At 57.8% G+C, this 13,186-nt stretch carries 8 protein-coding genes; 7 read left to right on the forward strand and 1 reads right to left on the reverse strand.

Going from position 1 to position 13,186, the window contains the following annotated elements; translation table 11 throughout:
• Positions 1–125: 125 nt before the first annotated feature.
• On the reverse strand, positions 126–3,233 hold the full coding sequence (locus tag ACWGXE_RS04815; protein ID WP_447601747.1) for a response regulator: 3,108 nt from the start codon (positions 3,231–3,233) through the stop codon (positions 126–128).
• A 421-nt stretch (positions 3,234–3,654) separates the two neighbouring features.
• On the opposite strand from ACWGXE_RS04815, the gene ACWGXE_RS04820 reads away from it, so the two are divergent.
• The 7 genes from ACWGXE_RS04820 to ACWGXE_RS04850 all read left to right on the forward strand — a co-directional run bounded on the left by ACWGXE_RS04820 (position 3,655) and on the right by ACWGXE_RS04850 (position 13,186).
• Positions 3,655–5,253: a sigma 54-interacting transcriptional regulator gene (locus tag ACWGXE_RS04820; protein ID WP_447601749.1), complete on the forward strand. Its 1,599-nt coding sequence runs from the start codon at positions 3,655–3,657 to the stop codon at positions 5,251–5,253.
• Between the two features lie 201 nt (positions 5,254–5,454).
• Positions 5,455–6,147, forward strand: coding sequence for an HAD family hydrolase (locus tag ACWGXE_RS04825; protein ID WP_447601751.1), 693 nt, complete (start codon positions 5,455–5,457; stop codon positions 6,145–6,147).
• A 335-nt stretch (positions 6,148–6,482) separates the two neighbouring features.
• On the forward strand, positions 6,483–7,043 hold the full coding sequence (locus ACWGXE_RS04830; RefSeq protein WP_447601753.1) for a hypothetical protein: 561 nt from the start codon (positions 6,483–6,485) through the stop codon (positions 7,041–7,043).
• A 73-nt stretch (positions 7,044–7,116) separates the two neighbouring features.
• Positions 7,117–8,568, forward strand: coding sequence for a Si-specific NAD(P)(+) transhydrogenase (gene sthA / locus ACWGXE_RS04835; protein ID WP_447601754.1), 1,452 nt, complete (start codon positions 7,117–7,119; stop codon positions 8,566–8,568).
• A gap of 389 nt (positions 8,569–8,957) precedes the next feature.
• On the forward strand, positions 8,958–10,154 hold the full coding sequence (gene tal, locus ACWGXE_RS04840) for a transaldolase (RefSeq protein ID WP_447601755.1): 1,197 nt from the start codon (positions 8,958–8,960) through the stop codon (positions 10,152–10,154).
• Between the two features lie 471 nt (positions 10,155–10,625).
• On the forward strand, positions 10,626–11,981 hold the full coding sequence (locus ACWGXE_RS04845; RefSeq protein WP_447601757.1) for a hypothetical protein: 1,356 nt from the start codon (positions 10,626–10,628) through the stop codon (positions 11,979–11,981).
• Positions 11,982–12,385: 404 nt separating this feature from the next.
• Positions 12,386–13,186, forward strand: a complete 801-nt coding sequence (locus ACWGXE_RS04850; RefSeq protein ID WP_447601758.1) for a hypothetical protein — start codon at positions 12,386–12,388, stop codon at positions 13,184–13,186.

The raw sequence follows: 13,186 nt of genomic DNA on the forward strand, positions 1-13,186 counted from the left end.
GACACGCCATCGGAGCAAGGATGTCACGTCATTCGAGTCATTTCCCGCGCAATTCCCAGGTTCTCCATTTGAACAGCTGCGGCTGGTGGCGGGACAGAGATGAGAAGGCGAAGAGAGCGGCATGCTTAGGCTGCGGCATCATCCTGCCGCGTCTCATCAGGTGTTTTTACCCATTTCCCGAGCGCGGTGCGTAACTGTTCGATCCCGATGGGTTTGCTGATGTAGTCATCCATACCCGCAAGGAGGCACCGGTCGCGATCTCCCTGCATCGCATTGGCCGTGACGGCAATGATGGGCGTATAAGCTCGCAGGTCCCCTCGTCCTTCCATCTCGCGTATTCGTTGGCTTGCTTCAAAGCCGTCCAGTTCCGGCATGTGACAGTCCATCAGGACCGCCTCATAAGGGAATCGGAGAAGCGCATCGATCGCTTCGAGCCCGTTGGCAACCACATCGGCCTTATAGCCTAATTTATCGAGCATGCGAGCCGCGACTTTCTGGTTCACCGGATTGTCTTCGGCTATCAACAATCGGATATTGGTCCGTGCTTTAACGCCCGGCGTCCGGTGCTCGGTAACGAGGCGGCTTGGTGACGTATGTATCTCGAGATCGCCGGCCGGCGATCTCGTCGCTGCGTGACCCATCACCATCCTGAGACAAGCATAGAGTTGGGTCCGACGGACGGGTTTCGTCAGATATCCAGCGATCCCGGCCTCGTGCGCCGACTTGGCCTCTCCGCGTCGTGTTATAGAAGTTAGCAATACCAGTTTCAGCGATGAAAGGCGATCGTCTGCTTTGATCCTTGCCGCCAGCTCGATCTCGTCCATGCCCGGCATCTGCATATCCAGAATCAGCAGATCGAAGGGGTGCCCGTCCCGAGCAGCCTCGCGCAGCATCGACAGGACCTCGGAGGCCTGGTCCGTTTCGGCATAGACCATTCCCCAAGCTTTAGCATAGTGACGAAGAACCATGCGGCTGGTTGCGGTATCGTCCACCACGCACAGGCGAAGACCGCGAAGCTCCGACATATCGATCAAGGGCACACGTCCAGACGGGCTCGAGCGACCGAGGCGGACCATGAACCAAAAGCGGCTTCCGCGTCCTGCTGTTGACGCGACGCCGATCTGTCCGCCCATCAGTTCCGTGAGCCGTTTGCAGATGGCGAGGCCTAAGCCGGTTCCTCCGTACTTTCTGGTGGTTGAACTGTCCGCCTGGCTGAAGGATTGGAAAAGCTTTCCGATGTGGTCAGGGCTGATCCCGATGCCTGTATCAACCACCTCAAATCGGATCATCACATCATCCGCCACTGTCCCCGCCAGGCTTGCCTGTACGACGACTTCGCCGCGCTCGCTGAACTTGACCGCGTTGCTGAGGAGATTGCTCAGAATTTGACGTATCCGACCCGGATCTCCGTGCACATCCGACGGTACTTCGGCATCCATCAAGCCCACGAGCTCGAGGCCCTTCCGTTGCGCGGCTTCCGCCATCATCTCCAACGTATCTTCCATCATGGTCCGCAAATCAAAATCGATGTGTTCGATTGCCAGCTTTCCGGCGTCGATCTTCGAGAAATCGAGAATGTCATTGATAATGGTAAGTAGAGCGTCGCCTGATCGCCGAACCGTCTCGGCAAGCTCCCGTTGATCCGGTGACAAGTCGCTGTCCAGCAGCAGCCCCGTCACGCCGATGATCCCGTTCATCGGCGTGCGGATCTCGTGACTCATGGTGGCCAAAAATTCGGCTTTCGCGTGGGCGCTGGCTTCTGCAGCTTCCCTGGCACGGAGCGCGCTTCGCTCGGCTCTCAAACGTTCGAGGAACAGGCCGATCTGAACGCCGATGAGGTGAAGTGTCACCAGCAAGCGATCATCGCGGTCCCGCTGGCTCGGCCAAAAGAATTCCATCGCGCCGACGCTCTTCCCTGCACCCACTATGGGAAATGCGGCGGCCGAACGCAAGCCACAGCGGCTCGCGACGTCGCGGCGTGGAAAATTGTCATCGGCGGCCAGGTCCGCCACCCACACGGGGTTGCTGTTCGACAGGACCCGACCCGGGATGCCCTTTCCACGATCCAAAGAAAGCAGTCGCGACACGGTGTCTAATTCCTCATAACGCTGAGGCGATGCGCTCCAGAAAGAGACGCAGCACAGGCTGTCGGTAGTGTCTTTTGGGAGCCATAATCCAGCTGAGCTTGCCGACAGGGCTATGCCGATTTCCTCAAGGATGCGCGTGAGGCCGATATCCTGGTCTCTCGCCTCGCTCATGACGCGAGCGGCGGCATACTGCACCGCCAGACGCTCTTCCATATTCTTGTGATCGGTCACATCTTCGTTCGTTCCCACGTGACCGGTGACCGTGCCGTCCCTCTTGTACAGCGGACGGGAACGACCCCGCACCCACCGTACGTGGCCGTTGTGATGCTGCATGCGGAATTCGCCGTCATACGGCTGTGCGTTCCCCGTACATTTGCTCCACTCGGCAAGGACCGCCCCACGATCCTCAGGATGGACCGCCCGGCTCCATCCTGTATCGAGACTCTCCTCAAGAGAAAGCCCGGCGATTTCCTGCCACCGCTCATTGGTATACAGGCAGCGCCCTTTCTCATCCGTCAAGAAAATGCCGACGGGGGACATAGCGCACACGGATCGAAACCGAGTCTCGCTTTCCCGCAGCTGCGCATTAGCGGACTCATTTAGACGCCAGTACATTAGGATGGCGCCGCACTCGGCCAGCACAAAGGCGCCGTGAATGAGGGCCCAATGCCAGGGATGGGCCCAGGCCGCTGGATGGTTGTAGACCGATGCCGGGAACACCCAGCCGGTGAACCCATGTTGAAGGACGACCAGTGTCAGATTAATGAGAAAAGGAATCCAGTCCTGATAGAGCGCAATGGCTGCAATCATCACGAAGAAGTGAAAATGCGCTTCAATGAATCCACCGGAAAGGTGGACCAGCACGGCGGAACAGGCAAAAGAGGCGATCGAAACCATAATGGTACGCCACCGCCGACCCATGGATTCCATGGAAGAGAGGATGGCGAACAGACTGATACCGGCTGCGCCAAGGACGGCGTGCACCAAGGCGGATGGTTCCCACATCCCATAGGATAAGTAGCCGGCAATGTGGAACCAAATGATCAGGACCAGCATTCGATGCCGCTGATTCCAATGTGCACTATCCAGCGGCTGACCGCGGGGGATGGCCGTGCGAACTGTAGCTAGGAATTCACTCACCTGCATCGCTACCTCATCGAAAATGGAATCTCGTCATTTCTACTTCGGCAGATGATATCGAAAAATAAAGAGCGAGAACCGGCTCTGAGGCAATTCGTAGACCCGACGGGACAGTTTACATGGGGAATGAGCGATTCTGCACGGGGCGCTCGCAGGTATTTTCTCATAAGAGGTTCTGTATCCAGAAAATGGGCGAACCGTTGGTCGCACCAGCCAAGCGTATTTTGCTCTAACCTTCCGTTTTATAGGCCTCATCATGCCGTGATTCGCGCCATCATTCGGGGTGATCGTTCCAGGCAAGAACATTGCTATAGGCTTGTACCATCAACTTCCGGCTTGCCGGAACGTGGCTTCACGATGTCGTGGATATTGCCAGTCGGAGGGAAGATTTTGCTGAAGAGAATTCTTCAAGAAGAAACTGGTCGTTATGACTGAAGTCCATCGCCGTTACCGCGCCTTGCTGGAAGTCTCGAATGTCCTCCACTCGCAGCGCGAGATGGACAGCCTCTGGGAAGCCTGTACCGAGCGTATCAAAGAGGTCGTACCGTGGGAACGGGCCGGTGTCCTGTTGTATGTGCCCGATCAAGACGCCTTTCGATTCCATGCCCTTGAGACCGCCTTGCCGAAGCGGGTGCTTCAGCGCGGCGCCATGATTCCCAGAGCGGGCAGCGCCGTCGGGTGGGTCTATGACCATCGTGAGATCCACGTCAGGCCGCATCTCCAGCAGGCGCAGGTGTTTTTCGAAGATCAGTATTATGCGGAAGAGGGACTGGGCCGGATGGTGAACCTGCCGCTGCTGGCTCGGAGGAGCTGCCTCGGCACGTTGAATATCGGGAGTGTGGAGTCGGGCGAGCCGGATCCCGACGCGTTGGAATTCCTGCGCCAGATTGCGATCCAGGTAGCGCTCGCCATCGAGAATGTCCAGGCCTACGCTCAATTGACCAAATTGAGCCGCGAGCTGGCGAAGCAGAACGCCTATCTGACGGAAGAGATCAAGCAGGAATGCAACTTCGGTCTGTTGGTCGGGAAGAGCGAGAGTCTTCGCAAAGTCTTGGCACAGATTGAGGCGGTAGCCACGACCGCCACGACGGTCTTGATCACGGGGGAAACGGGTACGGGTAAAGAATTGGTGGCGCGCGCGGTCCATGAGAGCAGCCGCCGACGGAACAAACCGTTCGTGAAGCTCAATTGCGCAGCGCTGCCGAGCGGCCTTGTGGAAAGCGAGCTGTTCGGCCATGAGCGGGGCGCCTTCACGGGAGCGGTCCAGCGGCATCAGGGCCGGTTTGAACTGGCTGATGGGGGAACTCTCTTTCTCGATGAAATCGGCGAGATGCCGTTGGCGGTGCAGGCGAAGCTGCTCCGAGTCTTGGAGGATCGTCAGGTCGATCGGGTGGGGGGTGCGCAGTCGGTGCCGGTGGACGTGCGTCTCATCGCGGCGACGAACGTGGATCTGGCTCAAGCGGTCGCGGAAAAACGGTTTCGGGCGGACCTGTATTACCGGCTCAGGGTCTTTCCGATCGCGCTGCCGCCCTTGCGTGAACGGAGCGAGGATGTGCCGCTCCTAGCCAAGCATTTCCTCGATCTCTGCCGGGTGAAACTCAATCGCGGCAATCTGGTCTTCGACGACTCGGCAGTGGCGCGGCTGGCAGAGTATGATTGGCCGGGCAATATCCGTGAATTGCAGAATATCATTGAGCGGGCCGCCATTCTTGCTCAGACTCCGGTGGTCGAAATCGACGACCGCGTCATGTTGCCCTGTCCCAAACCGTCCGCGATCGCTGAGGCGCAGCCCCCCACAACACTCTTCGACTCGGAACGGCTGCACATTCTTCAGGCCCTTGAGCGCGGCGGATGGCGGATTTACGGCCCGCTCGGTGCGGCGAATCGATTGGGAATCAATCCCAGTACCCTTCGCAGTCGAATGAAAAAGTTGGGACTGTCGCGACCTTCTTCTCTGGCTCCGCTCGATCCTTTCAACCCATCCTATTCTTCTTCTGGCGTCGCGGAAAATCGTGAGCTCGTGTGAGAGCACGGCCGGTCGTGACTCCTCATGTTGATCGAACGCCGGCTGAACGATCCCTCGTCCATTTTGGCCTGTGGAGCTGGAGAGCCGCCGGTATTGGGTACGATTCGCTCGTAATTCCTCACGCAATAATCTGGAACGGGATTTGCTGTGCAATCTTTAAGAGAAAGGATTGTTCCGCCGGTTGAGTAAAGGAGGTGCACTATGACGGACCACGATGTCGTCTTTCTCGTCGATGTAGATAACACGCTGCTTGATACGGATCGGGTGACCGTCGATCTGAGATGCTTCCTGGAGCGGGAGATCGGGCACGATGGGCAGCAACGGTATTGGAGCCTGTTCAAGCAACTGCGGGATGAACTCGGGTATGCCGATTACCTGGGGGCGTTGCAACGGTATCGAAGCGAATATCCGCACGATCTGCACAGCCTCGTCGTGTCGCGGTTTCTGCTCAACTATCCGTTCGGGGATTGTCTTTTTCCCGGCGCCCTTGATGTCGTGAAGCATTTGAGACGGCGCGGAGAGGTGGTCTTGCTCTCGGACGGAGATGCGGTCTTCCAGCCGTACAAGATCGAGCGGGCCGGCCTTCTCGATGCCGTGAACGGCCACGTGTTGATCTATGTGCACAAGGAGCGAGAGCTGGACGACATTGAAGAGCGGTATCCGGCCGACCACTATGTGCTCATCGACGATAAGCCGCGTATTCTGTCGGCGGTCAAGAACGCCTGGGGATCGCGCGTGACCACCGTGTTTTTACAACAAGGCCACTATGCGCGAATCTGGAACCAGCGGGGCGGTTGTCCGGCGCCGGACGGCAGCCTTGAATGCATCAGCGATCTGTTGCGCCATGATCTGGATGGTCTCTTGACCGCTTCGCCTGCCGCCACATCCGTCTGATCCGGCAGATTCAGAATCGATCGTACCTCCGTTACACGCCTCTCCGAGACGGACGCCATTCCTTCACTGCGAATCATGCCGCCGGTGAGTAGCGCGGCATCCTCTCGCAGCCGTGTCGACTTCATGAGAAAACGCGAACCGTCACGGTGAACGATCTGGTTGCAGCTGGTTCACTCCTGCGTTTGATCAGGCGCAGGCGAAGTAAGTCTTTGTAATTGCTTGCCTCTTTTCTAGCTTGGCACCCGCGCCGCTCCTTGGCATCCGGCTTGCTGATGCCCCGGTAACGAATACGTAGTGATGTATGGCAGGTAGGGCAGTGTCGAAGCAGAGAGAGGATGAAGGAATTGCTCCCCAGTGGGAACGGCATGGACGGCGATATGCAGGCGGCAACCAATGCAGCCACGGAGAAGAAGGCCATCGCCTATCGACAGCGCGCGCCTCGATGGGCCGTGCCGCTTTTCCTGATGAGCCTCATGAGCGTGGGCGGGTGTCACGCCCCATGGCTCTTTGAGACGTACGACCCGATCGTGGACGATACCCGGTTCATGAACATCTGGGAAACGTACCGCCATTGCAGCTCCAGTTCCGAGCCTGACGAGATTCGGACGGATCTGCAAGAGTTGAACAGCGTGGCCCGCGTGGTAAGGGCGCAGAGTCAGCCCTCGGTGCATCTCCCTGCCGCAATACGCTCGTGGATGGAGGCGCTTCCCTCCAGGTTGGCCGTCGATCCGAGCGCAATGGCGGCTGCCTGCGCAGTGCATGGCGCCCGCGTCGCGCAAACAGCGGGACGGTCTGATCTCAGTATGGAATTGTTCGCTGCAGCCGGCGCCGTACAGGAGGGACGGCCATATGTGCGGTATGCAGCGGGGACGAATCGAATGCTGAAGTTCAAGTAATGGGGTGTGGATTGGACCTAATAGGCGACAAAGTAATGAAGGGGGCCGGTTGTTGTGGAAGGAGATGACCTGCATGGAGGCTTGTTATGACTTCGATATGGTGTGTATCGGGAGCGGTCCGGCCGGTCAGAGCGCTGCGATTCAGGCGGCCAAACTCGGGAAACGAGTGGCCATCGTGGAGAAGCGTTCCTCTGTCGGAGGTGTCTGCCTGGAAGTAGGAACCATCCCGAGCAAGACCTTTCGGGAAGCGGTCTGGTCTCACGCCTCCCTCACCGGTAGTTTCGAGCGCGGTCCGGCGTTTCGGCTCAAGGTCGAACGAACGCACCGTCCCTCCATGGACGAACTGCTGCATCGAGTGGGAATGGTCGGCCAACGCGAGTCTCTGGTGATTGAGCAGCAATTGAGCCGTAATGAGGTTGAGTTGATTCAGGGAGAAGCGGCATTCACCGATGATCATACCCTGATCGTCACGTCCGCCGAGGGGCAACGGACCGTGACGGCGGCCAACATTGTGATAGCCGTGGGGACGTATCCCGCCCCGCCTCCCGGCGTGCCGGCCGATGGAGAGAACATCCTCACGAGCGATGATGTGGTGCGGTTGCGCCGGTTGCCGAAGAAGCTGATCGTCGTCGGCGGCGGCATCATCGGAATCGAATATGCGTCGATGTTTGCCGCTCTTCAGATCGAAGTGATCATCGTGGACAAGCGCGACCGGATTTTGGAGTTCTTGGACAAGGAAAGCGTCGATGAACTCATGCACCAAATGAGAGGCCGTCGCGTCACATTTCGCTTGGGAGAAGCGGTTGAAAAGCTGGAATTGACATCGGGCACGTCGAAGCAAGCTATCGTTCGGCTGGAGTCGGGGAAATGGCTCGTCGCCGATCAAGTCTTTTTTTCAGTCGGGCGTATCGGCGCAACCCGACCGCTGAAGCTTGAAGCCGTGGGTGTCATACCGGATGATCGAGGGCGATTGGCGGTCGACAAGCAGTTTCGAACAGCGGTGCCGCACATCTATGCGGTGGGGGATGTCATCGGTTATCCGAGCCTGGCTTCGACCTCGTTCCTCCAGGGGCGGCTGGCGGCCTGTTATGCATTTGGCGTGGAAGAGGGACCGATGATCGACCACCTGCCGATCGGCATCTATGCCGTGCCCGAGGTCTCGGCGATCGGGGAAACGGAACATGAGTTGACTGCGAAGCGGATTCCCTATGAGACCGGCATCGCCCGATACCGGGAGATCGCGCGAGGGCACATTCTTTCGGATGACAGCGGATTCCTGAAGTTGCTCTTCCATCGCGAGGACCACCGCCTGCTGGGTGTCCATGCGGTGGGAACCGGGGCGACTGAACTCATCCATATCGGCCAAGCGGTCTTGGAGTTGGGGGGCGGGCTCCGGTACTTCCTGCGGACCGTGTTCAACTATCCCACGCTGGCCGAATGTTACAAGGTCGCCGCCCTGAATGCCTTTAACAAGCTGTCCACTGAACGCGCCGGGCGCACTCAACAGGGAAAGGAGTCGAGATGAATTACGGTATGCCGAGCGCATTCATATTGATCTTACTGGTGCCGTATTCTGTCTTCGCGGAAGACCGGGTTTCCGATTCGGATCGCATGCCTCAAACGACACAGTTAGAAGCATCCGTCACCCTGCGCACGCCCGGGAGTTCCTGGGAGAGTTGGCTTCGCCACGAAGAACGTCCGTCGCCCGCGGCGTCCCAAGGACCAGCACCGAATCCGAGGCCAATGGCGCCGGCTGCCTCACGCTCATCTTCAAAAGGGGCGGGGCCGGGATTTATCGGACCGGAGCCGGGCGGCAATCTTTCGCGCCTGCGATTTAATGGGGAGTGAGGCGGCGGCAGGGAAATCTATGGCCACGAACGACAGGACACGACAATTCTCAAGGAGGTTGCTGTGATGAAAGTGTCACATGCCAACACGATGAATCCCGTTCTTGCCCTTCGAATATTCGGTCAATCCATCTGGTTGGACTATGTCGGGCGAAGTTTTATCGCCGGCGGGGCGTTACAGCGGATGATTCATGAAGATGGATTGTGCGGGGTGACGTCAAACCCCGCTATTTTTGAGAAGGCGATTACCGGCAGTTCGGATTATGCCGAAGCCCTCCATATGCTCGATCGGGAAAGCGGCCTTGACGCGAAGGCGCGCTACGAACGATTGATTATCGAGGATATCCAAGCCGCCGCCGACGTTTTGCAGCCGGTCTACGAGCGCACGAAGCGGCGCGACGGCTATGTGAGTTTGGAGGTTTCGCCCTATCTGGCTCGAGATACGCGCGGTACGCTCGATGAGGCGCGGCGGCTGTGGGATACGGTCGCGCGCGACAACCTGATGATCAAGATTCCGGCGACTCAGGAAGGGATTCCGGCGATTGTCCAACTCCTCAGTAGGGGAATCAATGTCAACGTCACCCTTATTTTTTCCCAGGAGGTCTATGAGCGAGTGGTCGAAGCCTACCTTATGGGATTGGAACAGTTGGCGTCGCGGGGCGGCGACGTCGGAAGCGTGGCGAGTGTGGCGAGTCTGTTCGTGAGCCGTATCGATACGGCGGCGGACGCCGCAATCGCGGCGCGTCTCAAGATTTCCGCGAAAGAGACGGAACGGGCTGTACTCAGGGGACTCCGAGGGAACATTGCCGTTGCGAATGCGAAGTTGACCTATCAACGGTATCGGGCGTTGTTTTCCGGGCCGCGGTGGGATGCGCTTGCCAGACGAGGGGCGATGACCCAGCGGCTGCTCTGGGCCAGCACCGGCACGAAGAATCCCGACTATCGGGATGTGATGTATGTGGAAGAACTGGTTGGGCCGGAGACGGTCAACACAGTGCCTCCGGCGACATTCAGGGCCTTCCGCGATCACGGACGTCCCGAGAGCCGGCTGAATGAGGGAATCCATAACGCCGCGGTAATCCTGCGCGCGCTCGCGCAGCTGGGGATTGACCTGAAGGACATCACGGATCGGCTGCTCGAGGAGGGCCTGGGACACTTTAGAGAATCTTTCGACAAAGTCCTTGCCGCCGTTGAACAGCGGCCGGGTGTCGGCGTGGCAGGACGGGAGCGAGCCGTGGCTCACTTCACCTCGGTTCTGTCTTGATTCGCCGTGCGGAGCGGACCGGCGTTTCCTCACGAACCGGCTGCCGCCGCCAGTAAGGGACGAGTTTCCGTTTGCGTCACGCCCGCCAAGGCGGGCATCTGCTCCTTGATCAAGACCAAATGCTGAGGAGAAGGCCTTGACTGGATCCGGCTTCGCCGCTTCCACGAGGACAAGCCCGCGGGATGACAAGACTTCAGTGCTTCTGATCGCAAACTGGCCCACCACCGCCGCCGACGGAGCGGAGTATCTCGCCGGATACTCATAGTATCGTATTCGATACAATTTCAAAAAAAGCCGCCGGCTCGGACTGCCGACAATCCAGGCGGCCTGTGACCGTGATCGCTGGTTCATCACTAGAAGCATGTCAACGTTTTCGCGACAGCGGATCTGGAATCTGTCCTATGGTTAAGAACGACAAGTCGTTTTATTGTACCTCCTGCCATTGAATGGCCTTCTGGCTTTGGTGACAGGATGGGTGTCTCATTGAACGTGTCGCCGGCCGTTGAAGCTCCCCAACCCAGTTGGTTCTTCAGCACAGCACAGGACAGAGCCGGTCTCCATTTCTTTGACATAGGTATTCTATCCGGGCTGGCGGCTCTAGCCGGCCTTCTGTCGTACCGAGCCAGCGCCCTGATCGCGTTCAATGTCTGGGACGTCTGGTTTGAAGCGAGCTTGCCGCGCATCTATTCCAACATGGTGCTGATGAATAGCGATCAATCCCGAAGCAATCTCCACCCTCTCTTTTCGCTGCTGGTCTACCCCCCGACGACCTTTCTCCGGAAAGGCCTCGGCCTCGATCCGGTTGTCGCAGTCAGACTGATGTTGGCGTTCGCGGCCGGTTTCTGGGTCAGCCTCATGTATCTTCTCTTCCGCACGCTTGGTTGTCGCCGGTTGGATGCAGTGTTGTTCAGTATACTGGCTTTACTGAGCGCGGCGGCCATATTTTGGTTACCGATCCCGGAGACCTATCCGTTCGGCTCCTGCTCGCTCTTGCTGGCTCTGCTACTTATGAATACCGTGCCCCGGACGTCTTTCTGGTGGTACGTGCTGATTAACGTCGTCAGTATCAGCATGACGGTAACGAATTGGATGGCAGGTCTTGCCGCCACGCTTGTAAATCAAGGGTTGAAACGAAGCCTGCAGGTCGGCGCAGCGGCAATAGTCGTGGTTGTTCTCCTGAGCGGTATGCAAAAGGTCGTATTTCCCTCCGTCAAGGTCGCCTTCGGAGAAGTCGAAAACGAGACGAAGTATCTCTTCAGGCCGGAGGCGGGCGGGCCGGTCACTATTCTCAGGTCTCTCTTGTTCCATTCCATGGTCATGCCCGAGATCGCAATGGTGAATAATAATGACAGCCTCATGGAGATGGGGAGGGAGCTTGGGGCAGCCACTGTGGATCTGGGAAAGAAAATGACCACTCAGCCTTCTCCGCTGGGATCCGGCACGTCATGGGCCTGGATCGCGGTGGTAATCTGGGGCTCTTTATTATGTTTGGGGCTCTGGGCTTTGCTGGCTCTGCCGGGGCAGAGTCATTTCCGCTTGGTGTTGGGACTGTTGATATGCGGGCAATTGCTCCTGCATCTGGTGTACGGCGAGGAAACGTTTATGTATGCCATTCATGTTGCGCCATTACTGGTACTGACCGTAGGTTTGGCAACGTTGACCGCGGCCAGGCCGATTGTGCTTGGATTGGTTGTCATCCTGATCGTGACGATGGGCGTAAATAATCTGCATCAGTTCAAACAGGCCGTCGAATGGCAGGATGATTTGCGACAGCGGTACCGTCAGGCCATAGCGACCAAAGCGCTCGAAATTGTTCCGGCACGCTGATTGCTGTTCTGAATCGATTGAAATTGCACTGTGCGCGCTGTGCGAAACAGCACGCAGCTGGGTTTCCGGTATGACGGTGGAGCGGCCGAAAACCATCACAATCAACACCATCGTGATGCGTGATTTATCGGTTATGGCTGACATGAAGCAGTTCACCTCTGATGTTGCAAACGGGTGATCAGGTCGTGCGGGAGTCCATTGTGCATTAGATCAAGCCGGGTAGATTACTCAGCAGCGATGCACCGTGGAATACTTACTGCACATCACGAATTCGACTATCGAATGGGTTCCCTCCGATTGCATTCTCATAGGCTGATCCGATGAATGATGCCGAGGCATTCTCCGGATTGGGAAACAGGCGGGACCGTCAAATAGGGCACGGAGATGAGAAAGAAGGTAGGAATATGAACGATCAGACCGGCGCCGGCACTCCTCATCCGATGACGGTCTATGTCTCACCCCGCTGGTTCGCCCTCGCCCTTATGTGCATCGTCTTGGGCCTCGAAACGGCGCATCTCATGACGAGTGTGCTGCGGTACGAATATGGCCATGAGGTGCAATTCGGATTGGTGCGCCAGTTCAATCTGGACGAAGAGGCGAATCTTCCCACCTGGTATTCTGCTTCGGCCATACTCATTGCCTCGCTCCTGCTTGGGGTGATCGGGCTCGTGAAACACCGGTTGCGCGAACCGTACGCGCGTCATTGGTTATGGCTGGCCGCTATTTTCTTCTACCTGTCCGCGGATGAGGCGGCCAGGATCCATGAGATGTCGGAGCCGTTTACGTTGAGACTGCACTTTACGGGATTTTTCTTCTATCCCTGGATCATCGGCGGCGCGTTGATCGTGCTCGTTGTCGGCCTGTCATATTTGCGTTTCTTGTTTCATCTTCCGGCGGATATTCGGGCACTCGTCGTGGTTGCCGGTTCGCTCTATGTCGGAGGCGCGCTGGGCGTGGAATCGATCGGGGCCAGGCTGGACGAACTGTACGGATTCAAGAACTTGAAATACAGCTTAGTGGTCGGCATTGAAGAGTTGTGTGAAATGGCCGGTATCCTCGTATTTATCTACGCTTTGATGCGGTACGCCGGCCGGACAATTGAGGCGGTCGCCTTTTCTTTTCGTGATACCGCGCTGGAAGAGTCGGGCCCTCTGCAAGGAGAAATGCTGAAATTGAGGCGAACCAGCTCAGGCAGGGTGGCATGA

The organism is Nitrospira sp. Nam80, assembly GCF_965152575.1.